We start from the raw sequence: 25,051 nt of genomic DNA on the forward strand, positions 1-25,051 counted from the left end.
ACCGGGGACCCGGTGCGGGTCCCCGGTCGCCGCGGGCGGGGTCAGCCGACGCGGGCGGCGATCAGCTCGCGGATCTTCGCCGCGTCCGCCTTGCCCTGCATCTCCTTCATGACCTGGCCGATGAGCGCACCGGCGGCCTGCGCCTTCCCGCCGCGGATCTTCTCGACCACGTCCGGGTTCGCCGCGAGGACCGTGTCGACGGCCGCGGCCAGCGCGCCGTCGTCCTGCACGACGACCAGACCGCGCGCCTGCACGACCTCGGCCACCGACCCCTCACCGGCCAGGACGCCGTCGAGGGCCTGGCGCGCCAGGCGGTCGGTGAGCTCGCCCGCCTCGACGAGCTGCGCGAGCTCGGCGACGTCGGCGGGCGTCACGGGCAGCTCCGCCAGGTCCACGCCGTCGGTGTTCGCGCGGCGGGCCAGTTCCCCGGACCACCACTTGCGGGCCGCCGCGGGCGAGGCGCCCGCCGCGACGGTGGCCTCCACGACGTCCAGCGCACCCGCGTTGACGAGGTCGCGGAACTCCAGGTCGGAGAAGCCCCACTCGGCGTGCAGCCGCTTGCGGCGCTGGGCGGGGGGTTCGGGCAGCGCGGCGCGCAGCTCCTCCACCCACGCCCGGTCCGGCACGATCGGGACGAGGTCGGGCTCGGGGAAGTACCGGTAGTCCTCGGCGTCGGACTTCTCCCGGCCCGAGGTCGTCAGGCCGGTGTCCTCGTGCCAGTGCCGCGTCTCCTGGACGACCTTCTCCCCCGCGCGCAGGATCGCGGCGTGCCGGGACACCTCGTAGCGGACGGCCCGCTCGACCGACCGCAGCGAGTTCACGTTCTTCGTCTCCGAGCGCGTCCCGAGCTTCGAGGTCGGGGAGGGCCGCAGCGACAGGTTGACGTCGCAGCGCAGCGAGCCCTGCTCCATCTTCACGTCCGAGACGTCGAGGGAGCGCAGCACGTCGCGCAGCGCCGCCACGTACGCCTTGGCGACGTCGGGGGCGCGGTCGCCGGTCCCCTCCAGCGGCTTCGTGACGATCTCGATGAGCGGGATCCCGGCGCGGTTGTAGTCCACGAGGGAGAACTCGGCGCCGTGGATGCGGCCGGTGGAGCCGCCGACGTGCAGCGACTTGCCGGTGTCCTCCTCCATGTGCGCGCGCTCGATGAGCACGCGGTACGTGAAGGCCGGTTTCGTCCCGTCCTCGCTGGCCGGGACGTCGACGTCGAGGTGGCCGTCGAACGCGATGGGCTCGTCGTACTGCGACGTCTGGAAGTTCTTCGGCATGTCCGGGTAGAAGTAGTTCTTCCGGGCGAACCGGCAGGACTGCGCGATCTCGCAGTTCAGCGCGAGGCCGATGCGGATCGCCGACTCCAGCGCCTTCGCGTTCAGGACGGGCATCGCCCCGGGCAGCCCCAGCGACGTGGGGTCCACCTGGGTGTTCGGCTCGGCGCCGAACTCCGTCGGCGCCCCCGAGAACATCTTGGTCCTCGTGTTCAGCTCGACGTGCACCTCGAGACCGAGGACGGGGTCGAACTCCGCCACCGCCTCGTCGTAGTCGACCAGTTCGACGCTCACGCCGACACCCCCTGCCACGTCGGGACCTTCGCGAGCAACGGCCCGCCCCACCTGTCGTTCAACCGCGCCTCCAGCGCCGCCCCGACCCGGTACAGCCGGTCGTCGGCCTGCTGCGGGGCGAGGATCTGCAGACCCACCGGCAGCCCGTCGGACAGGCCCGCGGGCAGCGACATGCCCGGGATCCCGGCCAGGTTCGCCGGGATCGTCGCGACGTCGCCGGCGTACATCGCCAGCGGGTCGTCGAGCTTCTCCCCCAGCCGGTACGCGACCGTCGGCGCGGTCGGGGAGACCAGCACGTCGACCTGCCCGAACGCGGCGTCGAAGTCGCGCTGCACGAGGGTGCGGACCTTCTGCGCGCTGCCGTAGTAGGCGTCGTAGTAGCCGGCCGACAGCGCGTACGTGCCGAGGACGATGCGGCGCTTGGCCTCGTCGCCGAACCCGGCGGCGCGGGTGGCCCGCATGACGGCCTCGGCGGTGACGTGCTCGCCCTCGGGCACCACGCGCAGGCCGTACCGCATGCCGTCGAACTTGGCGAGGTTGCTCGACGCCTCGCTCGGCAGGATGAGGTAGTACGCGGCGAGCGCGTGCACGATGTTCGGCAGGCTCAGCTCGACGACCTGCGCGCCCGCGGCGCGGAACTCGTCCAGCGACTCCTCGAACCGCGCGAGGACGCCCGGCTCGTAGCCCTCCCCGGACAGCTCCTTCACCACGCCGATCCGCACGCCGCCCAGGTCCCCGGACGCGCCGAGCGTCGCGGCCCCCACGACGTCGGGGACGGGCGCGGGGATCGAGGTGGAGTCCAGCGGGTCGTGCCCGGCGATCACGGCGTGCAGCAGCGCGGTGTCCAGCACCGTGCGGGCGCACGGGCCCGCCTGGTCCAGCGAGCTGGCCAGCGCGATGAGGCCGTACCGCGAGACCGCGCCGTAGGTCGGCTTGACGCCGACCGTGCCGGTGACGGCCGCGGGCTGGCGGATCGAGCCGCCGGTGTCGGAGCCGATGGTCAGCGGCGCCTCGAACGCGGCGAGCGCCGCCGCGGACCCGCCGCCGGAACCGCCGGGGATGCGGGTGGGGTCCCACGGGTTGCGGGTGTCGCCGAACGCGGAGTGCTCGGTCGTGGAGCCCATCGCGAACTCGTCCATGTTGGTCTTGCCGAGGACGACCAGACCGGCGTCGTGCAGGGCGCGCACCACGGTCGCGTCGTACGGCGGGACCCAGCCCTCGAGCATGCGGGACCCGGCCGTGGTGGGCAGGCCCCTGGTGGTCAGGACGTCCTTGACGCCGATCGGGACCCCGGCCAGGGGGCCGAGCTCGGCACCGGCGGCGCGGTCGGCGTCGATCTGCCGGGCGCGGGCCAGGGCGCCCTCGTGGTCGACGTGCAGGAACGCGTGGACGCCGCTCTCGGCGGGTCCGTCGACGGCGTCGATGCGGTCCAGGTGGGCCTGCGCGACCTCGACGGCGGAGACCTCCCCGGCGGTCAGCGCCTGCGACAGCTCGGCGGCGGTGCGGTGGATCAGCTCGCTCACGCCTCCTCCCCCAGGATCATCGGGACGCGGAAGCGGCCGTCCTCGGCGGCGGGGGCCCCGGCGAGGGCCTCGTCGGCGCTGAGGACCTGCCCGACCTCGTCGGGGCGGGTCACGTTCGTCAGGGGGACGGGGTGGGAGGTGGCGGGGACGTCGTCGGTGGCGACCTTCGCGACGGCTGCGACGGCATCGAGGACCGCGTCGAGCTGACCCGCCATGCGGTCCAGCTCCTCGTCGGACATGTCGATGCGCGCCAGGCGCGCGAGGTGCTCGACCTCGGATCGGGAGATGGCGGACACGATCGGTGAGTCTATTCGGGTGGGCCGGGGTGCCCCCGGGCACCGGGCGCGCCCCGCGCCGCGCGGGACCCGATGATCGGGAGGTGACCCGGACCGCCCGCCCGCTGCGGCTGCTGATGTGCCGCCCCGAGCACTTCGCCGTCTCCTACGAGATCAACCCCTGGATGGACCCGGCGCGGCCGGTCGACGTGGCCCGCGCGCTCGCGCAGTGGGACGGGCTGCGCGCGACGCTGGAGGGGCTGGGGCACGCCGTGGAGCTGGTGCCCGGCGGGCCGGGGCTGCCGGACATGGTCTACACCGCCAACGGCGGGCTGGTGACCCCGGAGGGGACGGTCGGGGCCCGCTTCGCGCACCCCCAGCGGGCCGGTGAGCAGGAGCTGCTCGACGCGTGGCTCACCGGGGCCGGGTTCGGGCCGGTGCACCGCCCGGTGGAGGTCAACGAGGGCGAGGGCGACGTCCTGCCCGTCGGGGAGCACCTGCTCGCCGGGCACGGCTTCCGCACGACCCGGGCCGCGCACGGGGAGCTGGCCCGGGTGCTGGGCCGGCCGGTGACGTCGCTGCGGCTGGTGGACCCGCGGTTCTACCACCTGGACACCGCGCTCACCGTGCTCGACGACGACCCCGACCACCCCGACGTCGCGTACTTCCCGGGCGCGTTCGACGAGCCGTCGCGCGCGGTGCTGCGCGAGCTGTTCCCCGGCGCGCTGGTCACCGACGAGGCGACCGCCGGGGTCCTGGGGATGAACGCGATCGGCGACGGGCGGCACGTGGTGCTCTCCCCGCGCGCCACCGGGTACGCGCGGGCGCTGCGGGAGCGGGGGTACGAGCCGGTGCCGGTGGACCTGTCGGAGCTGCTGCGCGGCGGCGGCGGGCCGAAGTGCTGCGTGCTGGTGCTGCGGGGCTGACCGCGCGGGGGCGCCGGCCGCCCCGGTGCCCGCGGCGCTGGGCCGTACGGGTCACGGTCCGTGCGGACCCGGGCGCCGCCGTCGTACGGTGGTCGCACGAGCGGCGCCCGCGAGGGCGGCGCACCGTGCGGGTCAGGCGTCCGTGGTGACGCGCCCCGGTTCCACCGGGGAGGGCCAGGTTCAAGCCCTGGGGCCCGCTCCACCCCGCCCCGCGCGGCGCACCGCGCGGGCGAGCACCACCAGGGCGCCCGCGGCGGCCACGGCGACGACCGCGACGGCGACCCCCCGCCGGGCGCCCCCCGCGTCGAAGGCGTCCTTGACCCGGTCGGAGACCGCGAGCGGGATGCCCGCCAGCACGTTCCCCGGGGGTTCGCGCGGGACCCGCGGGTGCGGCCGGGTCGGGGAGAGGCGGCGCTGCACCTCCCACGCCGCCCCGATCGAGCGCAGCTCCTCGACGCCGACCGCCTGCTGCAACCGCGGCAGCAGGTCGTCCTCCTCGTCGTGGGCGTCGTGCCGGATGACCTCGAAGGCGTGCCGGACGACCTCGTCGTACCCGGCGTCCGCGGGGTCGGCGCCCTGCAGGCGCTCCAGCGCCTCGTTCACCGTCTGGTGGTCGCCCTCGATGTGCCGGGTGAGCTCGTCGTCGTCCCCGGCCAGGAACCGGCGGTAGGCCGGGAACAGCACGGTCTCCTCGGCGAAGGCGTGCCGCAGGGCGCGTTCCCCCACCTCCGCCACGACCCGCCCGCGCTCGGCGGGGCCGGTGGCCCGGTCGTAGGACCGCATGAGCTCGTCGAGCTCGGCGTGGTCGCGGCTCTGCCGGGACAGGATGCTGCCCGGCCCGCCCCGCTCCTGCTCCGACTGGTCGGCCACCGACCGCAGCCCGTTGCCTCGTGGGTTCGTCATGCCCCTGGTCTGCCCGTTGCGGCGGACTTCACACGTGCGGGGCGGGACGAACCCCGCCCGGGGTCGGACCACCCCGGCGGGCGCCCGCTCAGGCGGGCGCGTCCCCCGGGTCCTCGGCCGGGTCCTCGGCCGGGTCCTCGGCCGGGTCCTCGGGCAGCGCCACCGCGTCCGGGCCGCCCTCCAGCAGCGCCGTGAACCCCGCCTCGTCCAGGATCCGCAGCCCCAGCTGCTCGGCCTTGTCGGCCTTCGACCCGGCGGCCTCCCCCACGACCACGAAGTCGGTCTTCTTCGACACCGACCCCGACGCCTTCCCGCCGCGGGACAGGATCGCCTCCTTGGCCTCGTCGCGGGAGTAGCCCGCCAGCGAGCCCGTCACGACGACCGTCAGACCCTCCAGGGTGCGGGCGAGGGACTCGTCGCGCTCGTCCTCCATGCGCACCCCGGCCTCGCGCCACTTGCGGACGACCTCGCGGTGCCAGTCGACGGTCAGCCACTCCACGACGGCGTCGGCGATGGTCGGGCCGACGCCCTCGGCGGAGGCCAGCTGCTCGGCGGTGGCGGCCTCGATCGCGGCCATCGACCCGAACTGCTCGGCCAGCGCCCGGGCCGCGGTGGGGCCGACGTGCCGGATCGACAACCCGACCAGGACCCGCCACAACGGCTGGTCCTTGGCGGCGTCGAGGTTCCTCAGGAGCTTGCGGCCGTTGGCCGAGACGGCACCGGCCTTGGTGAGGAAGAGGGGGACGCGCGCCAGGTCCTCCTCGGTGAGGGTGAACACGTCGCCCTCGTCCTCGACGACGCCGGCCTGCAGCAGCGCCGCCGCGGCCTCGTAGCCCAGGGCCTCGACGTCGAAGGAACCGCGCCCGGCGAGGTGGAACACGCGCTCGCGCAGCTGCGCGGGGCAGCTGCGGGAGTTGGGGCAGCGGATGTCGACGTCGTCGGCCTTCTGCCGGGCCAGCGGCGTCCCGCACTCGGGGCACTCGGTGGGCATGACGAACTCGCGCTCGTCGCCGGTGCGGGACTCCACGACGGGCCCCAGCACCTCGGGGATCACGTCACCGGCCTTGCGGACCACGACGGTGTCGCCGATGAGCACGCCCTTGCGCTTGACCTCGTCGGCGTTGTGCAGGGTCGCCATCTTCACGGTGGACCCGGCGACGAGGACGGGTTCGAGGACGGCGAACGGGGTGACCCGGCCCGTGCGGCCGACGTTGACCTGGACGTCGTGCAGGACCGTCGTCACCTCCTCCGGCGGGTACTTGTAGGCGATCGCCCACCGGGGGGCGCGCGAGGTCGTCCCCAGCCTGCGCTGCAACGGGACCTGGTCGACCTTGACGACGACGCCGTCGATCTCGTGCTCCACGTCGTGCCGGTGCTCGCCGTAGTCCCGCACGTAGTCGGCGACCTCGGGCAGGGTGTCGACGACCTTCACCCGCGGCGAGGTCGGCAGCCCCCACGCGGCGAGCTTGGCGTACGCCTCGAACTGGGACGCGTTCTCCATGCCGCGGCGGGCCCCGATGCCGTGCACCAGCATCCGCAGCGGCCGGGTCGCGGTGACGCGGGGGTCCTTCTGCCGCAACGACCCCGCCGCGGCGTTGCGGGGGTTGGCGAACGGCGGTTTCCCGGCCTCGACCAGCCCGGCGTTGATGGCCGCGAAACCGTCGAGGTGGAAGAAGACCTCGCCGCGGACCTCCAGGAACTCCGGCACGTCGTCGCCGGTGAGCTGCTGGGGGACGTCGTCGATGGTGCGGACGTTGTACGTGACGTCCTCGCCCGTGCGGCCGTCGCCGCGGGTGACGCCGCGCACCAGCCGGCCGCGCTCGTAGACAAGGTCGATCGCGAGGCCGTCGATCTTCGGCTCGCACAGGTACCGCGCGCCCGACCCGACCTCCTTCTCCACCCGGGCCGCCCACGCGGACAGCTCGTCGAGGGTGAAGGCGTTGTCCAGGCTGAGCATCCGCTCGGGGTGGTCGACGGTGGCGAACTCGGTGGAGAACGTGCCGCCGACGGTCTGGGTGGGCGAGCCGGGGGTCCGCAGCTGGGGGTGCTGCTCCTCCAGGGCGCGCAGCTCCCGCTCCAGCTCGTCGTACTGCCCGTCGCTCAGGGGCGAGGAGTTGCGCACGTAGTACGCGAAGCGCGCGGCCTCGATCCGGGCCACGAGCTCCTCCCAGCGGTGCCGGGCCGGCGAGGGGATCGCACTGTCGTCGCTCACGGGTCCCATCCTGCCGCGAGGGTCCGACACGCGCCCACGTGCGTTCACCGGCAGGACGCTCGGGGGACGCTCAGCGACCCTACGGTCACCGCCATGATCACCCCCCGCACCCGCAGGACCCTCGCGCTGTCGGCCGCGCTGGCCGCCGCCGCCGTCGCCGGCTCGGCCCTGACCGCCACCGCCGGCGACGACGCCCCCGACCTGGCGATCCCCGCGCAGAGCGCGAAGCTGCTCGACCGGCAGGTCCTGCCGGCCGCCACCTTCGGCGAGCCCGTGCCCAGCGGCGCCGCCGTCGAGACCGCCAACGGGGTGCCGGTCCCCTTCGAGGCCCAGCCCGTCCAGGGCTTCTCCGGCAACCTCGTCCAGCCCGACGGCTCCTACCTGGTGCTGTCGGACAACGGCTACGGCACGAAGGCCAACAGCGGCGACTTCCTGCTCGCCGTGCACCGCCTCACCGACACCGGCGACGGCACCCTCGCCGTGGCCCCCGGCGGGTTCACCCTGTCCGACCCGTACCGGAAGGTCACCTGGGACCTGACCCGCGAGGACCGGCGGCTGACCGGTTCCGACTTCGACCCCGAGAGCTTCCGCCAGGCCCCCGACGGCACGTTCTGGTTCGGCGAGGAGTTCGGCCCGTACCTGCTGCACACCGACGCCGCCGGCCGGCTGATCGAAGCGCCGGTGCCGCTGCCCGGCGTCGCCTCCCCCGACAACCCCGAGCTCGGGGACGGTGAGCCGAACCTGGCTTCCAGCAAGGGTTTCGAGGGCATGGCCCAGTCCGCCGACGGGCGGTACCTGTTCCCGATGCTCGAGGGCCCCGTCGCCGGCGACGACCCGCAGGACCTGCGGGTGCTGCGGTTCGACACCGTCGAGAACCGGTACCGCGGCGAGGCGTTCACCTACCGGATGGAGTCGCCGCGCAACGCGATCGGCGACCTCACCCAGGTCGACGACCACCGGTTCCTCGTCCTGGAGCGCGACGGCGGCCAGGGCCCGACCGCCGTGTTCAAGGCGGTGTTCCTCGTCGACACCAGCGTCACCGACGCCGCCGGGCACCCGCTGAAGACCCAGCTGGTGAACCTCATGGCCGTCCCGGACCCCGACGGGGTCGCCGGCGAGCTGAGCGAGGCCTCGGGTTTCCTCACCTTCCCGTTCACCACGATCGAGAGCGTCGACGTCACCGGCGAGCACACCATCGTCGTCGGCAACGACAACAACTTCCCGTTCTCGGCCGGCCGGGTCGAGGGGACGCCGGACGACGACGAGTTCCTCACCATCGAGGTGCAGGCCGACCTGTCCTGACGCCCGCCCCCGCCCCGGCGGCCGCCGGGGCGGGGGTGCCGGTCAGGGACCCGCGGGCGCGGCGGTCGGGCGCCGCAGCACGACGAACTCCAGGTCGTCGCGCAGCGGGCGCCCGAACCGCTCGTCGCCGTACGGGAAGGGCTTGCGGTCCCCGGTGCGGGCGAACCCGAGCCGCTCGTACCAGGCGATGAGGTCCCCGCGCTGGGCGATGACCGTCATCTCCAGGAACGGCGCCCGCCAGCGCCGCACGGCCTCGGCGTCGGCGTGCGCGAGGAGCCGGCGGCCGACCCCGCCGCCCTGGGCGGCGGGGCTGACGGCGAAGGTCCCGAAGTAGCCGCCCTCCCCGGCCCGGCGCAGCTCGCAGCAGCCCAGCAGGTCCTCGCCGCGCTCGGCCAGCAGCAGCACCGAGTCCGCGCCGTCGACGACGGCGCCGATCCCGGCGGCGTCGGTGCGCTGCCCCTCCAGCAGGTCCGCCTCGGTCGTCCAGCCGCCCCGGCTGGACTCGCCGCGGTAGGCGGACTCGACGAGCGCGACGACGGCCGCGACGTCGGCCGCGGTCGCCTCGCGGAACACCAGGTCAGTCACCGGACGCCTCCTCCAGGGCAGCGGCCGCCTCGCGCAGCCGGGTCAGCCGGCCGCGCACCGCGGCGGGGTCGGTGCCGGCCAGCCCCGCCACCGGGGTCACCACGACGTCGGCGAGCCCGGCCGCGGGCAGGCCCACGCGCCGCCACGGCCCCCGCACGGCGTCGACGAGCGCCGCCACCGGCGGCGGGGCCGCGTCCACCGGCAGCACCCCGGCCCACAGCCGCAGGCCCTCCTCGACGCAGGCCGCCACCGACTCCCACCCGGCCGCGCCGAGCGCGCGGACGTCCACCGCGACCCCGGCGGCGCCGGCCTCGCGGACCAGCGCCCACGGCGCCTCCTCGGCGGCCAGCCGGACGACCGGCTCGGCACCGGCGGAGCGGACGGCGGCCAGCACGTCCCGCAGCCCGTCGCGCACCTCGGCCCGGTCCACGGCCCGCAACGCCCCGTACCCCGACTGGGTCGGCAGCCGGCCGGCGAGGACCGCGGCGAGCGAGGGCTCCTCCACGTGGACGACCGGCTCGGCGCCGGGCACCAGGCGGCGCACGTCCGCGACGTGCCGAGCCAGGCCCTCGGCCAGGGAGGCCACGACGTCGCGGCGGGCACCGGGGTCGGACACCGACCGCTCCCCGCGGGTCAGCTCGACGGCCGCCAGCAGCGACCACGGGCCGACGACGGCGAGCGCGAGCGGACCGGTCCAGCCGTCGGCGGCCTCGGCCAGCTCGTCGAGGTCGGCCCGCCAGAACGCGCCCGCGCGGGCGGCGTCGCGGCCGGGGGCGTCGACGAACCGCCAGCCGGCGGGCTGGCGGTCCACGGGCAGGTCCACGAGCAGGGCCGCGGTGCGGCCCACCGGGTCCGCGCCGGGGCCGCGGTCGGGCAGCTGGGCCAGGTGCGGGACGTGCGGGGGGTCGCCGAGCTCGCCGAAGACGGTCCGGGCGGCCTCACGGGGGTCCTCGCCGGGCATCGACCCGACGGCGGCAGCGGTTCCTGGCACGCCGCGACGCTACCCGCCCACCGCGCCCGGACGCCCCGGCGGTCGCGCGCGGCGGTCCGACGAAGGTCTGACCCGGCCCCCACCGCAGGTCACTGGCGCCCGGGGGCGGGGGGCGACTGGATGGGAGTCGTCCACAGCAGACTCCTGGGAAGGGCCCACCGTGCACCACCGCCGTCCAGCCGTCGCCGCCGCAGGCGTCCTCACCCTCGCCGGGTCGCTCCTGCTCGCCGTCCAGCCCGCCGCGGCCGCCCCGGTCAGCGCCGTCGAGCGGGAGTTCGCCGAGCGCACCCCCGAGCGCTACCGCGACCAGCAGCTCACCTGGGCGCCGTGCTCGGCGGAGCAGGTCGGCTTCCTGGCGAGCCTGGTCGGCGCGCTGGAGTGCGCCCAGGTCGCCGTCCCGCGCGACTGGGACGCCCCCGAGACCGGGGACCCGCTGCAGGTCACCATCAGCCGCGAACCGCGGCAGGGCCCGCGGCCGGAGCGGACGATCATCACCAACCCCGGTGGTCCGGGCGGCGCGGGCCTGTCGATGGCGGCGCTGGGCTCGTCGGTGCCGGCGCTGGCCGGCACCGAGGTCATCGGCCTCGACGTGCGCGGCACCGGCGCCAGCTCCGCCCTGACCTGCGGGGCAGCCGTCCCGGCGGGCGAGGCCGCGCCGGACGTGCGCGACCGCTCCCCCGAGGCGCTGGCCCTGGCCGCCGAGCAGGCGCGGACGGTCGCCGAGGTGTGCGCGGCGGACCCGCTGGCCGACGTCGTCGACACCCGGCAGACGGTCTACGACATCGACCTCGTCCGCGACGCGCTGGACCGCGAGACGATCGACTGGGTCGGGTACTCCGGCGGCACCTGGCTGGGCACGCAGTACGCGACGCACCTGCCCGGCCGCGTCGGCCGGTTCGTGCTCGACTCCACGGTCGACGCCACCGCCGGGTACCAGGAGGTGTTCTCCTACCAGCCCATGGCGTTCCAGCGCCGGTTCGAGCAGGACTTCCTGCCGTGGGTGGCCTCCCGGCACGCCACGTTCGGCCTGGGCGCGAGCGCAGAGGAGGTCGGGGCGACGTACGAGCGGCTGCGCGCGGGCCTGGTGCAGCACCCCCTGGTGCTGCCGGGGCTGCTGCAGGTCGACGGCAACGCCCTGGACTCCCTGACCGTCCAGGCCCTGTACGCGAAGGACTCCTTCGCGCTGCAGGCGTGGGTCCTGGCGGCGCTGCAGGCCGTCGAGGGGCTGCGCGGCGGCACCGGCGCCCCCGTCCCGGCGGGCGTGTCGGCGCACCTGGCCGACCTCGTGCGGCAGCTGAGCCCCGCCGGCCCCACCGAGGCCCAGAAGATGCAGGCCACCTTCTTCGCCACCACCTGCAACGACAGCCCGTGGACCACCGACCAGGCCTACTGGGACGCCTACGGCGACGAGCAGGGCGCGAAGTACCCGCTGGTGGGCTACAGCCGGTCCACCCAGGTCTGCGCGTACTGGGACCGCCCCGGGCTGGACCTGCCCGCGGTGACGGGCGCCGACCTGCCGCCGCTGCTCATCGTGCAGTCCCGCAACGACCCCGCGACGGCCTACGAGGGCGCGCTGAAGACCCACGAGGCGCTGGGCTCCTCGGTGATGATCACCGTCGAGGACGAGGGTGACCACGGCCTGTACGGCATGGGCAACGCCTGCGTCGACGACGTCGTCGGGGCGTTCCTCACCGACGGCGAGGTCCCGGCCGGGGACGTGACCTGCCAGGGCTCCCCGGCCCCGGTGACCGCCTCCTCCGGCGGCGCCGACGTCCTCGCCGAGGTGCTGCGCGCGGCCCGGTCGGCGGCGACCCGGTGATCACGCGGTGCGGGTGAGGTCGTTCGTGCCCCCGGCGGCGGGTGGGTGAGGATGACCCCGTGAGGTCGACCACGTGAGCACCCCCCGCCCGCCCGCCCTCGGCGCCGACGGCGTCTCCGACGAGGAGCGCCGCCTGGCGCTGCGCCGCATGCGGTGGCTGGCCACCGGCCTGCTGGTGCTGGCCGCCGTCGTGTACGCCCTGACGACCGGGCGCGCGGGCGGGTGGGGGTTCGTCAACGCGGCCGCCGAGGCGGCCATGGTGGGCGCCGTGGCCGACTGGTTCGCGGTGACGGCGATCTTCCGGCACCCGCTGCGGCTGCCCATCCCGCACACCGCGCTCATCCCGCGCCGCAAGGAGGCCCTCGGCCAGAGCCTGGAGCAGTTCGTCGCGGAGAACTTCCTCGCCGAGGACGTCGTGCGGGACAAGGTGGTGCGGGCCGGCATCCCCCGGCGGGTGGGGACCTGGCTGGTCGAGCGGGGCGGGTCGGCCCGCGTGGTGGAGGAGGCGTCCACGATCCTCACCGGCGCGCTGGGGATCCTGCGCGACGAGGAGGTCACCACCGTCATCGACCAGGTCCTGGTGCGCCGCCTCGGGGCGCAGCCGTGGAGCCCCACGCTGGGGCGGCTGCTGGGCGAGGTCGTCAACGAGGGCACCCACCACCCCGTGGTGGACCTGACGCTCGTGGAGGTCCAGACCTGGCTGCGCGCCAACGAGGACCGGGTGCGCCGCATGGTCACCGACCGCGCCCCGCTGTGGGCGCCGGACTGGCTCAACGACCGCCTCGGCAAGCGGGTGTACACCGAGGCCCAGACGTGGGTGGACGACGTCGTCGCCGACCGCGGGCACGCCGGGCGCAAGGCCATCGACGACCTGCTGGCCCGCTACGCCGACGCCCTCCAGAACGACCCCGAGACCCGCGCCAAGGCCGACGAGTTCCAGCGGCGGCTGCTCAGCTCCCCCGGCCTGGCCGACACGGTCGCCGGGCTGTGGTCCACCGTGCGGGGCCTGCTGCGGGAGGCGCTGGACGACCCGGGCAGCTCGCTGCGGGTGCGCAGCACCGAGGCCCTCGTCGACGTGGGGCACCGGCTCGTGCAGGACGAGGCGTTCGCGCTGCGCGTGCAGGGGCACCTGACCGACGCCGCCGGGCACGTCGTGCGCCGCTTCGCGCCCGAGCTGGCGACCGTCATCTCCGACACCGTCGCCCGCTGGGACGGCGACGACGCCGCGCGCCGCATCGAGCTGCACGTGGGCCGGGACCTGCAGTTCATCCGGATCAACGGGACGGTCGTCGGCGGGCTCGTGGGTCTGTTCATCCACGCGGTGACGGTGCTGGTCAGCTGAGCCGGTGACCGGTGCGCCTGGACCGATCGGGTGTTCTAGACGCGGGTCGGGGACCCGGCGCGCCGATGGGCACCGGGTGAGCCCCGCCCGCGACCTGCGCCGTCGCGCCGTGACCGCCTTCTCCCTGCTGCCGCGCGGGCGGATGCTGCCCGACGAGGTGTGGCAGCGGCGGCACCGGGCGGTCGTGCGGGTCGCCGCCGCGCAGGCCGCCCTCCTGGTGCTCTTCGGCGCCTTCCTGGGGCACGCAGCGCTGGCGTGCGTGGCCGGCGGGGTGCTCGTCGCGGCCCCCCTGGTGCTGGCGCTGCCCGCCTCCCAGGGGCGGAAGCTGCGCTCGGCGGGGGCCTCGGTGAGCCTGTTCCTCGCCTCCACGGTGCTCGTGCAGTTCTGGGAGGGGCAGACCGAGGCGCACTTCCACTTCTTCGTCATGGTCGGCCTCGTCGCCCTGTACCAGGACTGGGTGCCGTTCTCGATCGGGCTCGGCGTCGTCGTCGTCCACCACGGCCTCCTGGGCGCGCTGCGACCGCAGTTCGTGTACAGCCATCACGCCGCCCACGAGCACCCGTGGGCCTGGATGGCCGTCCACGCCGGGTTCGTCCTGGCCGCCAGCCTGACGCACCTGGCGTCGTGGCGGCTCAACGAGCAGCAGGGCCTGCGGGACCCGCTGACGGGGCTGGCGAACCGGACGCTGCTGCAGGAGTTCCTCACCCGGGCGCTGGCCCGGCGCGACGAGGTCGGGGTCCTGTTCGTCGACCTCGACGACTTCAAGAACGTCAACGACTCCCGCGGCCACGCCGCCGGCGACCAGCTGCTGCTGGCCGTCGCGCAGCGGCTGCGGGCGTGCGTGCGCGGCGGCGACCTCGTCGCCCGGCTGGGCGGGGACGAGTTCGCCGTCGTCATCCACGGCGGGCACGCCCCGGCCCGCCGGGTCGGCGAGCGGTTCCTCGCCAGCCTGGCCCAGCCCGTCGACGTCGAGGGCCAGCAGGTGCACGTCCACGCCAGCCTCGGCACGGCCGACACCGCCACGATGTGCGGGTCCCGCTCGGAGCTGGACGCCTCCGCCGAGCTGCTGCGCAACGCGGACCTGGCGATGTACTGGGCCAAGTCCAGCGGCAAGAACCGGCTCGTCGCCTACTCCGAGGGCATGGCGAAGGAGGCGCAGGACAAGGCGGCGCTGCGCGAGGACCTGGGCCGGGCGCTCGCGCTGGGGCAGCTGGAGGTCCACTACCAGGCGACGATCGACTTCCGCCGCACCGTCGACGGCGAGCAGCCGCGGGCCAAGGGGTACGAGGCGCTGCTGCGCTGGCGCCACCCCGAGCGCGGCATGGTCCCCCCGCTGGAGTTCGTGCCGCTGGCCGAGGCCAGCGGCGACATCCTGCCCATCGGGTCGTGGGTGCTGCGCACGGCGACGCAGCAGGCCGCGCGGTGGACCGCCGAGCGCGGCTACCCCGTCGGCGTCGCGGTGAACCTGTCGGCCGTGCAGCTGGCCTCCGACGACGTCCTGGCCGTCGTGCGGGACGCGCTGCGCGACAGCGGGCTGCGCCCGCACCAGCTGACCCTGGAGGTCACAGAGAGCCTGCTGGTCGACGACCTGGAGGCGGTGTCGGCGCGGCTGGCGCAGCTGCGGGCGGCGGGGGTGCTCGTCGCGATCGACGACTTCGGCACGGGGTACTCCAGCCTGTCGTACCTGCGCCGGCTGCCGGTGGACACCGTCAAGATCGACCGGTCGTTCATCGGCGACCTGACCCACGGCGGGTCGGCGACGACCCTGGTCGCCTCGATCATCGAGCTGGCCCGCAGCCTGGGCCTGGACGTGGTGGCCGAGGGCGTGGAGACCGAGCAGCAGGCGCAGGTGCTGCGCGACCTGTCGTGCACGTACGCGCAGGGCTACCTGTACGCCCGGCCCCAGCCGGCCGGGGAGGTGCCGGCGGACCCGGCCCAGGTCCCGGCTCAGGCCCCCGCTCAGGCTCCGGTGGTGCCCGCGATCGTCGCCGACCCCAGGACGCGGGTCCCCCGGTAGACCGCCACCGTCTGGCCGGGGGCGACGCCGGTCAGCGGCTCGCGCAGCTCGACGTGCAGCTCCGGGCCGGCCCCGGCGGCCGGGCGCAGCTCGGCGACCGCGGGGACGGGCTCGCCGTGGGCGCGGACCTGGACGTGGACCTCGACGGGCCCGGCCGGCGGCGGGCAGTTCCAGACCGGGTCGACGGCCCGCAGCCCCGACACCGCCAGCCGCTCCGCCGGGCCGACGGTCACGGTGCGCCGCACCGGCTCGATGCCCAGGACGTACCGGGGTCGGCCGTCCGGCGCGGGCCGGGAGATCCCCAGTCCCTTGCGCTGGCCGACGGTGAAGCCGTACGTGCCGCTGTGGGTGCCCAGGACCCGCCCGTCCTCGTCGAGGATCTCGCCGGGCACCTCCCCGAGCTTGTCGGCCAGGAACCCGCGGGTGTCGCCGTCGGGGATGAAGCAGATGTCGTGGCTGTCGGGCTTGGCCGCCACCGGCAGCCCCCGGCGCTCGGCCTCGGCCCGGACCTGCGCCTTCGTGGGGGCGTCGCCGAGGGGGAACATGGCGTGGGCGACCTGGTCGGCGTCCAGCACCGCCAGCACGTACGACTGGTCCTTGGCGGCGTCGGCGGCGCGGTGCAGCTCCGCGGTGCCGTCCGGGCCGGTCACGACGCGGGCGTAGTGGCCGGTGGCGACGGCGTCGAAGCCGAGGGCGATCCCCTTGTCCAGCAGCGCCGCGAACTTGATGCGCTCGTTGCAGCGCACGCACGGGTTGGGCGTGCGGCCCGCGCCGTACTCGGCGACGAAGTCCGCGACGACGTCCTCGACGAAGTCGTCGGACAGGTCCCACACGTAGAAGGGGATGCCCAGCAGGTCCGCGGCGCGGCGGGCGTCCAGGGAGTCCTCGATGGTGCAGCACCCCCGGGACCCGGTCCGCAGGGTGCCGGGGTTGCGGTTGAGGGCCATGTGCACGCCGACGACCTCGTGCCCGGCGTCGACGGCCCGGGCGGCGGCGACCGCGGAGTCGACGCCGCCGCTCATCGCGGCCAGGACGCGCATCAGGCACCCCCCGCCAGGGCGGGGCGGCGGCGGGACCGGCCGCGGCGGGCCCCGGAGGCGCGCCGGGCCCGTTCGACGGCCGGGCCGATGGCGGCCAGGGCCGCGTCGACGTCGGCGTCGGTGGAGCTCCAGCCCAGGGAGAAGCGCAGCGCCCCGGCCGCCTCGGCCGGGTCCACGCCCATCGCCAGCAGGACGTGGCTGGGCTGCGGGACACCGGCCTGGCAGGCCGACCCGGTGGAGCACTGCACGCCCGCGGCGTCGAGCAGGTAGGTCAGGGAGTCGCCCTCGCAGCCGGCGAAGGTGACGTGCGCGTTCCCCGGCAGCCGGCCCGGGCCCGTCGCGGCCCCCCGGACCACCGCGCCGGGCACCGCCGCCAGCCCCGCCAGCAGCCGGTCGCGCAGCGCGGACAGCCGCGCCGCCTGGCCCGGCTGGTCCCCGACGGCGGCGCGCAGCGCGGCGGCGGTCGCCACGGCCCCGGGGGCGTCGAGGGTGCCGGAGCGGACCCCGAGCTCCTGACCGCCGCCCTGCAGCAGCGGCACCAGCGTCGTCCCGCGCCGCACGAGCAGGGCGCCGGTGCCGACCGGGCCGCCGAACTTGTGCGCCGACAACGACAGCAGGTCCGCGCCGGAGGCGGCGAAGTCGACGGGCAGCTGCCCGACGGCCTGCACGGCGTCGGTGTGGAGGGGCACCCCGGCGGCGCGCGCCAGGGCCGCGGCCGCCGCGACGGGCTGGACGGTCCCGACCTCGTTGTTGGCCCACATCAGCGAGACGCAGGCCACGGTGCCCGCGGCGTCGCCGTCCAGCTCCGCGGCCAGCGCGTCGAGGTCGACCAGGCCGGTGCCGTCGACCGGCAGCCAGGTGACCTGCGCGCCCTCGCGGGCCTGCAGCCACTCCACGCAGTCCAGGACGGCGTGGTGCTCGGTGGCGGTCAGCAGGACCCGGCGGCGGCGGGGGTCGGCGTCGCGGCGGGCGCGGTACAGGCCGGTCAGCGCGAGGTTGTCGCTCTCGGTGCCGCCGGAGGTCCAGACGACCTCCCCGGGGCGGGCGCCGAGCAGCTCGGCGACGGTCTCGCGGCTCTCCTCCACGCTCACCCGGGCCCGCCGCCCGGCCGAGTGCAGCGAGGAGGGGTTGCCCGCGCCCCGGGACGTCTCGGCGACCCACGCGTCGCGGGCCTGCGGTCGCAGCGCCGTCGTCGAGGCGTGGTCGAGGTAGGCGCGCTGGGGGTCCGCCGTCACGCCCTCGAGTGTAAGGAACTGCAAGACTGCCCCGGTGCCCGTCCCGATCCGCCCCGCAGCCGCCGCCGAGACCACCCGCAGCCACCCGCTGGGCGTGACCCCGCGCGCGGACGGGTCCGGGTCGGACGTCGCGGTGCTCGCCGCGCACGCCGACGCCGTGGAGGTGTGCGTGTTCGCCGCGGACGGCACCGAGACCCGCACCCGGCTGCCGGACGTCGAGCTCGGCGTCTGGCACGGGCACGTCCCGGGGCTGGTCGCCGGGTCCCGCTACGGCCTGCGGGTGCACGGCCGCTGGGACCCCGAGCGGGGGCTGCGGCACAACCCGGCGAAGCTGCTGCTGGACCCGTACGCCCGCGGCGTCGAGGGCGAGGTGGCGCTGCGGCCGGAGATCTTCGGCCACGCCGTGGGCGAGGACCTGCGCGGCGACCTGACGGTCCCCGACCCCCGCGACAGCGCCCCGCACGTGCCCCGGGGCGTCGTCGTCGCCCCGCTGCCGGCGGACCTGCGGGTGGGCGAGGACGAGCGGCCGCGGGTGCCGTGGGCGGACACGGTGGTCTACGAGGCGCACGTGCGCGGCCTGACCCGGCGCCTGGCCGCCGTCCCCGAGGACGAGCGCGGCACCTACGCGGCGCTGGCCCACCCCGCCGTCCTGGAGCACCTGACGTCCCTGGGCGTCACCGCGCTGGAGCTGCTGCCGATCCACGCCAGCACCTCCGAGATCGCGCTGCGCCGGCGCGGGCTGTCGAACTACTGGGGCTACAACACCCTCGCCTTCAACGCCCCGCACCCGGGGTACGCGACCCGCGCGGCGCGCGAGGCGGGGCCGCAGGCGGTGCGCGAGGAGTTCCGGCGGGCGGTCGCGGCCCTGCACGCCGCGGGCATCGAGGTCCTGCTCGACGTCGTCTACAACCACACCTGCGAGGAGGGGCCCGACGGCCCGCACCTGTCGCTGCGCGGGCTGGACGACGCGACGTACTACCTGCGCGACGCCGGGGGGCGGCCGTTCGACGTCACCGGCTGCGGGAACTCCCTCGACTTCGCCGAGCACCGCGTCGTGCAGTTCGCGCTGGACTCGCTGCGGTACTGGGTCACCGAGTACGGCGTGGACGGTTTCCGGTTCGACCTCATGACGACGCTGGCCCGCGGCCGCGACGGCTTCTCCCCCGACCACCCGTTCCTCGTCGCGCTGGCCGCGGACCCGGTGCTGGCGCAGACCAAGCTCGTCGCCGAACCCTGGGACGTCGGCCCCTTCGGCTGGCGCACCGGCCAGTTCCCGCCGCCGCTGCACGAGTGGAACGACCGGTTCCGCGACGGGGTGCGCCGGTTCTGGCTGTCGGACGCGCGGGAGATCAGCGCGGGGTACTCCCCGCCGGTGGCCGCCGGCCGGGGCCTGCGGGAGTTCGCGACCCGCTTCGCCGGGTCCGCCGACACCTTCGACGTCCAGCGCGGCCGGCTGACCAGCGTGAACTTCGTGACCGCCCACGACGGGTTCACCCTGGCCGACCTCGTGGCGTACGACCGCAAGCACAACGAGGCCAACGGCGAGGGCAACCGCGACGGCAGCGACTCCGACACCAGCTGGAACCACGGCGTCGAGGGCGAGACGGCCGACCCGGCGGTGCTGGAGCTGCGCCGCCGCAGCATCCGCAACCTGTTCGCGACGCTCGTGCTGTCCTCCGGCGTCCCGATGATCACCGCGGGCGACGAGTTCGGCCGCAGCCAGGGCGGGAACAACAACGCCTACTGCCAGGACAACGAGGTCGGCTGGGTCGACTGGGACCTCGCCGACTGGCAGCGCGACCTGCTCGGCGACGTGCGCGAGCTGCTGGCCCTGCGCCGGCGCTACCCGGTCCTGCGCGAGGCCGGGGTGCGCCGCGGGTCGCCGGTGCGCGAGCAGCGGCAGGACCTGCTGTGGTTCGCCGAGGACGGTGCCCCGATGAGCGTGGAGAAGTGGCACGAGGGCGACCGGCGGATCCTGCAGGTCCTCGTCGACGGCCGCGACCGGGGCCAGGACTCGGTGCTGGTCGTCGTGAACGGCGGGGCGCGGCAGCTGGACGTCACCCTGCCCACCGTGGAGGGCCTGACGAGGTTCACCCCCCGGTGGGCCTCCACCCCCGACCGCCGTCGCCGCGCCACCGCGGCCGGCCGGGCGCTGCGGCTGGCGCCGTGGTCGGTGCGGGTGCTGGCCGGTTCCTGAGCGCGCCGGGGCCGGGGGCTGGCACCCCGGCCGCGTGCCCGACGTCGTGGACCCGCTGGTGACGTTCCACGCCCTCGACCCCGCGGTCCTGGACGCCGTCCGGGGGCCGGTGAGTCACCCGGCTCCCGAGGGGGCCGCACGGGGCGGGGGGACGGGCCCGGGGCCGCCCCGGTCGCTGCGCCGGGGCCAGGCCGCGGTGTGGACCGCCCGGCACGCGTTCGCGGTCCTCCACCCCGCCCCCCGCTGAACCCCTCCCGGGGAACGTCAGGCGTTCGCGACGAGCCCCAGCTCAGCGGGCACCGCGAGCCCCTCGTGCCGGGGCAGGACCCGCACCGTGTACCCGAACGGCCCGGTCTGGTGCAGCGTGAACTCCCCCTCGAACCGGTGCCGGCCGTCCCCGAGGGACTCGGTGGGGGTGAGCCGGACGGTCCCGGAGGGCCGCAGCTCGTCGGACTCGCTGACGCGGCCGTGCACGACCTGCACCTCCACGTCGTCCACGGACAGCTCCCCGAGGGAGACGACGCCGCGCACGTGCACGACGTCGCCGATCTGCGCGGAGTCCCCCACGCCGGAGGACTCCACGTGGTCGACCCGCACCGCCGGCCAGGACCCGCGCACGGCCTGCTTCCAGCGCGCCAGGTCCTTCGCCCCGGCCGCCGAGGAGGCCAGCGCCGAGCGCCCGGCGCGGGCGGCGGGGACGTACAGCTGCTGGACGTAGTCGGTGACCATGCGGCTGGCGAGGACCTTCGGGCCCAGGGAGGCCAGCGTGTGCCGCACCATCTCCAGCCAGCGCGCGGGCAGGCCCCGCTCGTCGCGGTCGTAGAACCGCGCCGCCACCGAGTTCTCGACGAGGTCGTACAGCGCGGCGGCCTCCAGGTCGTCGCGGTGGTCGGGGTCCTCGACGCCGTCGGCGGTGGGGATGGCCCAGCCGTTCCCGCCGTCGTACCACTCGTCCCACCAGCCGTCGAGGATCGACAGGTTCAGCCCGCCGTTGAGCGCGGCCTTCATGCCCGACGTGCCGCACGCCTCGAAGGGCCGCAGCGGGTTGTTCAGCCACACGTCGCAGCCGGGGTACAGGCTCAGGGCCATGGTGATGTCGTAGTTCGGCAGGAACACGATGCGGTGCCGCACGGCGGGGTCGTCGGCGAAGCGGACCATCTGCTGGATGAGGCGCTTGCCGGTCTCGTCGGCCGGGTGGGACTTGCCGGCGATGACGAGCTGCACGGGCCGCTGCGGGTGCAGCAGCAGCGACTTCAGCCGCTCGGGGTCGCGCAGCATCAGCGTCAGCCGCTTGTACGTCGGGACCCGGCGGGCGAAGCCGATCGTCAGCACGTCGGGGTCCAGGACGTCCTTGGTCCAGGCGAGCTCGGGTTCGGAGGCGCCGCGCTGGAGCCAGGACAGCTTCAGGCGGCGGCGGGCGTCCTCGACGAGCCGGCCGCGCAGCAGCCGCCGCGTCCGCCAGATCTCCTCGTCGGGCACCTGGCCGACCTTCTCGAACCCGAGCCCCTCCCGGGGCAGTTCGGGCCCGATGTACTGCTTGCCCATCGCGATGACCTCCGGGGCCACCCACGTGGGGGCGTGCACCCCGTTGGTGATGGACGAGATCGGCACCTCGGGGGCGTCGAACCCGGGCCACAGCCCGTCGAACATGCCGCGGCTGACGGCGCCGTGCAGCTGGGACACGCCGTTGGCGCGCTGGGCCAGGCGCAGGCCCATGACGGCCATGTTGAAGACGCTCGGGTCCCCGCCGGGGTAGTCCTCCGCACCGAGGGCGAGGATGCGCTCGGTCGGGACCCCCGGCAGCGGGTTGTCGCCGCCGAAGTACAGCTCGATCTGGTCGCGGCCGAACCGGTCGATCCCGGCCGGGACCGGGGTGTGGGTGGTGAAGACGGTCGCCGCGCGCACGGCCTCCAGGGCCTCGTCGTAGCTGAGCCCGCGCTCGACCTGCTCGCGGATGCGCTCGACCGACAGGAACCCCGCGTGCCCCTCGTTGGTGTGGTAGACCTCCGGCTCGGGCGCGCCGGTGAGCCGCGACCACAGCCGCAGCGCGCGGACCCCGCCGATCCCGCACAGCAGTTCCTGCTGCAGCCGGTGCTCCCCGCCGCCGCCGTAGAGGCGGTCGGTGACACCGCGGGCGGCGTCGTCGTTGTCCTCCACGTCGGAGTCCAGCAGCAGCAGCGGCACCCGCCCGACCTGCGCCTTCCAGACCTGCGCGTGCAGCCGCCGGCCGCCGGGCAGGTCCACGGACACCTTCGCGGGGCTGCCGTCGGGTTCGCGCAGCAGCGCCAGCGGCAGGCCGTCGGGGTCCAGGACGGGGTAGGTCTCCTGCTGCCACCCGTCGCGCGACAGCGACTGCTTGAAGTAGCCGGTGGCGTAGAACAACCCGACGCCCACGATCGGCACGGCCAGGTCGCTGGCGGACTTCAGGTGGTCCCCGGCGAGGATGCCCAGGCCGCCGGAGTACTGGGGCAGGGCCCCGGTGATGCCGAACTCCATGGAGAAGTAGGCGATGGAGGCCGGGGCGTCGGCGCCCAGCCCGGCGTACCAGCCCGGCCGGGACAGGTAGGCCCGCAGGTCGGCGGCGGTGGCGCGGACCCGCTCGACGAAGGCGGCGTCGGCGGCGAGGGCCTCGAGGCGCTCGGTGCTCAGGGCTCCCAGCAGCGCGCCCGGCTCGCGGTGGACGGCCACCCAGGCCGCCGGGTCCATCGACTCGAACAGGTCCCGGGTGGGTTTGTGCCACGACCAGCGCAGGTTGCTCGCCAGCTCGCCCAGGGGCGCGAGCGGGGAGGGCAGGACGGTCCGGACGGTGAAGCGCCTGATAGCTCTCACGGCGCCGACCCTAGACCGGTGATCACCCCCGCGCGACGGGATCGGGGAAGGCCCCGGTGCTCCCGCGCGACGATCGGCCCCCGTCTGGGTAGGTTCGCACCGTGACGATCGACCAGGACCGGCTGACCGTGCAGACGAGCGCTACCGGGACCCCGGTGGTGGGGCGCATCCCCGTGCTCGACGTCCAACCCGTCGTCGACGGCGGGAGGTGGCCCTCCCAGGCCGTCCCCGGCGAGCTGATCCCGGTGCGCGCCACCGTGTTCCGCGAGGGGCACGACGCCGTCGCCGCCACCGCGGTGCTCGTGCGGCCCGACGGCACCGACGGCCCGTCGGCGCGGATGACCGTGGAGAACGCGGGCCTGAGCACCTGGGCGGCGACCCTGTCCCCCGACGCCGAGGGCCTGTGGGGCCTGCGGGTGGAGGGCTGGTCGGACCCGTACGGCACCTGGGACCACGACGCGACGATCAAGGTCGAGGCCGGCGTCGACGTCGCCCTCATGCTGGAGGAGGGCGCGCGGCTGCTGGAGGGCGCCGCCGCGCAGCCGGGCCGCTCCGGCGAGGACGCGGACGTGCTGCGCGAGGCCGCGAACGCCCTGCGCGACACCTCCCGCGGCGACCACGAGCGCCTGGACGCCGGGCGCAGCGAGGCCGTGCGCGCCGTCCTGGACCGGCTGCCGGTGCGCGAGCTGGTCAGCCCGTCGGCGACCTACCCCGTGCGGGTCGAGCGCGAGCGCGCCGCGTTCAGCGCCTGGTACGAGTTCTTCCCCCGCTCCGAGGGCGCGCGCTGGGACGAGCAGGAGCAGCGCTGGATCTCCGGGACGTTCCGCACCGCGGCCGAGCGCCTCCCGGCGATCAAGGAGATGGGGTTCGACATCGCGTACCTGACCCCGATCCACCCCATCGGCCGCGTCAACCGCAAGGGCCCGAACAACTCCCTGACGGCCGGGCCGCTGGACCCGGGGTCGCCCTACGCGATCGGGGCGGCCGAGGGCGGTCACGACGCCCTGCACCCCGACCTGGGCACGTTCGAGGACTTCGACTTCTTCGTCGCGCGCGCCAAGGAGCTGGGCCTGGAGGTCGCGATGGACATCGCCCTGCAGTGCGCCCCCGACCACCCGTGGGTCACCGAGCACCCGGAGTGGTTCACCACCCGCGCCGACGGGTCCATCGCCTACGCGGAGAACCCGCCGAAGAAGTACCAGGACATCTACCCGCTGAACTTCGACAACGACCCCGCCGGGATCTACGCCGAGGTCAAGCGCATGATCCTGCTCTGGGTCGAGCACGGCGTGACGCTGTTCCGCGTCGACAACCCGCACACCAAGCCCGTCGAGTTCTGGGAGTGGCTGATCGCGGAGGTCAACGCCGAGCACCCGGAGGTCATCTGGCTGGCCGAGGCGTTCACCAAGCCCGCGATGATGCACACGCTGGCGAAGGTGGGTTTCCAGCAGTCGTACACGTACTTCGCGTGGCGCAACCAGGCCTGGGAGCTGCGGGAGTACCTGACGCAGCTGACCACCGAGTCGGCGCACTACATGATCCCGAACTTCTGGCCGACGACCCACGACATCCTCACCCCCACCATGCAGTACGGCGGGCCGCCGGTGTTCAAGCTGCGCGCGGCGCTGGCGGCGCTGCTGTCGCCGTCGTGGGGCATCTACACCGGGTACGAGCTGATCGAGCACGCCGCCCGCCCCGGCGCCGAGGAGCAGCTCGACAACGAGAAGTACCAGTACCGCCCCCGCGACTTCGCCAAGGCCGAGCGGGAGGGCTGGTCGCTGGCCCCGTACCTGGGCCGGCTGAACCAGGTCCGCAACCAGCACCCGGCGCTGAAGCAGCTGCGGGGCACCGTGTTCCACGCCAGCGACGACGAGAACGTCCTGGCGTTCTCCCGCCGCCGCGTCGAGGCCGACGGCAGCGAGGACCTGCTGATCGTCGTGGTGAACCTCGACCCGCACGCGACGCGGGAGACGACCGTCCACCTGGACATGGGTGCGCTCGGCCGGCAGTGGTGGGACCGGCTGCCCGTGCACGACGAGCTGACGGGCGCGGAGTACGAGTGGGGCGAGCACAACTTCGTCCGGCTCGACCCGCACGTCGAGCCCGTGCACGTCTTCCACGTCCGGGGCTGAGGGTGGCGGGTCCGCCCGACCCGCGGCCCGTCGGGTGACCCCCCTCGACCGGGGGCCGGTGGCTCCCGTCCCCGGGAGGTCGGCCGGGGCCGATGGTGAGACGGTGCTGTCCGTGAACAACTCGCCCCACCCCAGCCGGGGTCCCCAACGACCGGAGGTGTCCT

18 protein-coding genes are annotated in these 25,051 nt (G+C 75.3%); 8 read left to right on the top strand and 10 right to left on the bottom strand.

What is annotated here, in order from left to right:
- Window positions 1-41: 41 nt before the first annotated feature.
- The 3 genes from gatB to gatC are packed head-to-tail and all read right to left on the bottom strand — an operon-like array spanning window position 42 to window position 3,378.
- Window positions 42-1,559 carry an Asp-tRNA(Asn)/Glu-tRNA(Gln) amidotransferase subunit GatB gene (gene gatB, locus ACRYM6_RS04200; RefSeq protein ID WP_432541385.1) on the bottom strand — a complete coding sequence of 506 codons (1,518 nt, stop codon included), beginning with the start codon at window positions 1,557-1,559 and terminating at the stop codon, window positions 42-44.
- Window positions 1,556-3,073, bottom strand: coding sequence for an Asp-tRNA(Asn)/Glu-tRNA(Gln) amidotransferase subunit GatA (gene gatA / locus ACRYM6_RS04205; RefSeq protein WP_432541436.1), 1,518 nt, complete (start codon window positions 3,071-3,073; stop codon window positions 1,556-1,558). The genes gatB and gatA overlap by 4 nt, the downstream gene beginning before the upstream one ends.
- Before the next feature lie 5 nt (window positions 3,074-3,078).
- Complete coding sequence (gatC, locus tag ACRYM6_RS04210) at window positions 3,079-3,378, bottom strand: Asp-tRNA(Asn)/Glu-tRNA(Gln) amidotransferase subunit GatC (RefSeq protein ID WP_432541387.1); 300 nt, start codon at window positions 3,376-3,378, stop codon at window positions 3,079-3,081.
- Between the two features lie 83 nt (window positions 3,379-3,461).
- On the opposite strand from gatC, the gene ddaH reads away from it, so the two are divergent.
- Window positions 3,462-4,283: a dimethylargininase gene (ddaH, locus tag ACRYM6_RS04215; RefSeq protein WP_432541388.1), complete on the top strand. Its 822-nt coding sequence runs from the start codon at window positions 3,462-3,464 to the stop codon at window positions 4,281-4,283.
- A 180-nt stretch (window positions 4,284-4,463) separates the two neighbouring features.
- On the opposite strand, the gene ACRYM6_RS04220 is transcribed toward ddaH, so the two are convergent.
- Both ACRYM6_RS04220 and ligA read right to left on the bottom strand, forming a co-directional pair.
- Window positions 4,464-5,186, bottom strand: coding sequence for a hemerythrin domain-containing protein (locus ACRYM6_RS04220; RefSeq protein ID WP_432541390.1), 723 nt, complete (start codon window positions 5,184-5,186; stop codon window positions 4,464-4,466).
- A gap of 88 nt (window positions 5,187-5,274) precedes the next feature.
- On the bottom strand, window positions 5,275-7,407 hold the full coding sequence (gene ligA / locus ACRYM6_RS04225) for an NAD-dependent DNA ligase LigA (RefSeq protein ID WP_432541392.1): 2,133 nt from the start codon (window positions 7,405-7,407) through the stop codon (window positions 5,275-5,277).
- A gap of 84 nt (window positions 7,408-7,491) precedes the next feature.
- Between ligA and ACRYM6_RS04230 the strand changes: the two genes are divergently transcribed.
- Window positions 7,492-8,700, top strand: coding sequence for an esterase-like activity of phytase family protein (locus tag ACRYM6_RS04230; RefSeq protein WP_432541393.1), 1,209 nt, complete (start codon window positions 7,492-7,494; stop codon window positions 8,698-8,700).
- Between the two features lie 42 nt (window positions 8,701-8,742).
- Here ACRYM6_RS04230 and ACRYM6_RS04235 read toward each other — a convergent pair whose 3' ends face one another.
- Both ACRYM6_RS04235 and ACRYM6_RS04240 read right to left on the bottom strand, forming a co-directional pair.
- The gene (locus ACRYM6_RS04235) at window positions 8,743-9,285 is read right to left on the bottom strand and encodes a GNAT family N-acetyltransferase (RefSeq protein WP_432541395.1); all 543 of its coding nucleotides are present in this window, start codon (window positions 9,283-9,285) and stop codon (window positions 8,743-8,745) included.
- Complete coding sequence (locus tag ACRYM6_RS04240) at window positions 9,278-10,276, bottom strand: uroporphyrinogen decarboxylase/cobalamine-independent methonine synthase family protein (protein WP_432541396.1); 999 nt, start codon at window positions 10,274-10,276, stop codon at window positions 9,278-9,280. The genes ACRYM6_RS04235 and ACRYM6_RS04240 overlap by 8 nt, the downstream gene beginning before the upstream one ends.
- 160 nt (window positions 10,277-10,436) lie before the next feature.
- Between ACRYM6_RS04240 and ACRYM6_RS04245 the strand changes: the two genes are divergently transcribed.
- The 3 genes from ACRYM6_RS04245 to ACRYM6_RS04255 all read left to right on the top strand — a co-directional run bounded on the left by ACRYM6_RS04245 (window position 10,437) and on the right by ACRYM6_RS04255 (window position 15,454).
- Window positions 10,437-12,095, top strand: coding sequence for an alpha/beta hydrolase (locus tag ACRYM6_RS04245; protein WP_432541398.1), 1,659 nt, complete (start codon window positions 10,437-10,439; stop codon window positions 12,093-12,095).
- A 73-nt stretch (window positions 12,096-12,168) separates the two neighbouring features.
- Window positions 12,169-13,437: a DUF445 domain-containing protein gene (locus tag ACRYM6_RS04250; RefSeq protein WP_432541399.1), complete on the top strand. Its 1,269-nt coding sequence runs from the start codon at window positions 12,169-12,171 to the stop codon at window positions 13,435-13,437.
- 76 nt (window positions 13,438-13,513) lie between these two features.
- A complete protein-coding gene (locus tag ACRYM6_RS04255) occupies window positions 13,514-15,454 on the top strand; it encodes a putative bifunctional diguanylate cyclase/phosphodiesterase (RefSeq protein ID WP_432541400.1) in 1,941 nt (646 codons plus the stop codon).
- Here ACRYM6_RS04255 and mnmA read toward each other — a convergent pair.
- Together mnmA and ACRYM6_RS04265 are read right to left on the bottom strand one after the other, a co-directional pair.
- Window positions 15,397-16,494, bottom strand: a complete 1,098-nt coding sequence (gene mnmA / locus ACRYM6_RS04260) for a tRNA 2-thiouridine(34) synthase MnmA (protein ID WP_432541401.1) — start codon at window positions 16,492-16,494, stop codon at window positions 15,397-15,399. The genes ACRYM6_RS04255 and mnmA overlap by 58 nt on opposite strands.
- A complete protein-coding gene (locus ACRYM6_RS04265; protein ID WP_432541402.1) occupies window positions 16,494-17,729 on the bottom strand; it encodes a cysteine desulfurase family protein in 1,236 nt (411 codons plus the stop codon). Before ACRYM6_RS04265 ends, mnmA begins: the two co-directional genes overlap by 1 nt.
- A gap of 34 nt (window positions 17,730-17,763) precedes the next feature.
- On the opposite strand from ACRYM6_RS04265, the gene glgX reads away from it, so the two are divergent.
- Window positions 17,764-19,926 (top strand): glycogen debranching protein GlgX, encoded by a 2,163-nt coding sequence (gene glgX, locus ACRYM6_RS04270; protein WP_432541403.1) that lies wholly within the window; start codon window positions 17,764-17,766, stop codon window positions 19,924-19,926.
- A 34-nt stretch (window positions 19,927-19,960) separates the two neighbouring features.
- Window positions 19,961-20,173 carry a hypothetical protein gene (locus ACRYM6_RS04275; protein ID WP_432541405.1) on the top strand — a complete coding sequence of 71 codons (213 nt, stop codon included), beginning with the start codon at window positions 19,961-19,963 and terminating at the stop codon, window positions 20,171-20,173.
- 17 nt (window positions 20,174-20,190) lie between these two features.
- Here ACRYM6_RS04275 and glgP read toward each other — a convergent pair whose 3' ends face one another.
- Window positions 20,191-22,755, bottom strand: coding sequence for an alpha-glucan family phosphorylase (glgP, locus tag ACRYM6_RS04280; RefSeq protein ID WP_432541407.1), 2,565 nt, complete (start codon window positions 22,753-22,755; stop codon window positions 20,191-20,193).
- A 101-nt stretch (window positions 22,756-22,856) separates the two neighbouring features.
- Between glgP and ACRYM6_RS04285 the strand changes: the two genes are divergently transcribed.
- Entirely contained in the window at window positions 22,857-24,887 is a 2,031-nt protein-coding gene (locus ACRYM6_RS04285) for an alpha-1,4-glucan--maltose-1-phosphate maltosyltransferase (RefSeq protein ID WP_432541409.1), read from the top strand.
- The last annotated feature ends 164 nt before the right edge of the window (window positions 24,888-25,051 follow it).

Origin of the sequence: Kineococcus rugosus, from assembly GCF_050871975.1 — a bacterium.
In the GTDB taxonomy this organism is placed as follows: Bacteria; Actinomycetota; Actinomycetes; order Actinomycetales; family Kineococcaceae; genus Kineococcus.

What these genes read in the sequence shown, in the direction of transcription:
- ACRYM6_RS04220 (WP_432541390.1), bottom strand. Translation starts at nt 5,186, where the DNA reads ATGACGAACCCACGAGGCAACGGGCTGCGGTCGGTGGCCGACCAGTCG.
- ligA (WP_432541392.1), bottom strand. Translation starts at nt 7,407, where the DNA reads ATGGGACCCGTGAGCGACGACAGTGCGATCCCCTCGCCGGCCCGGCAC.
- ACRYM6_RS04230 (WP_432541393.1), top strand. Translation starts at nt 7,492, where the DNA reads ATGATCACCCCCCGCACCCGCAGGACCCTCGCGCTGTCGGCCGCGCTG.
- mnmA (WP_432541401.1), bottom strand. Translation starts at nt 16,494, where the DNA reads ATGCGCGTCCTGGCCGCGATGAGCGGCGGCGTCGACTCCGCGGTCGCC.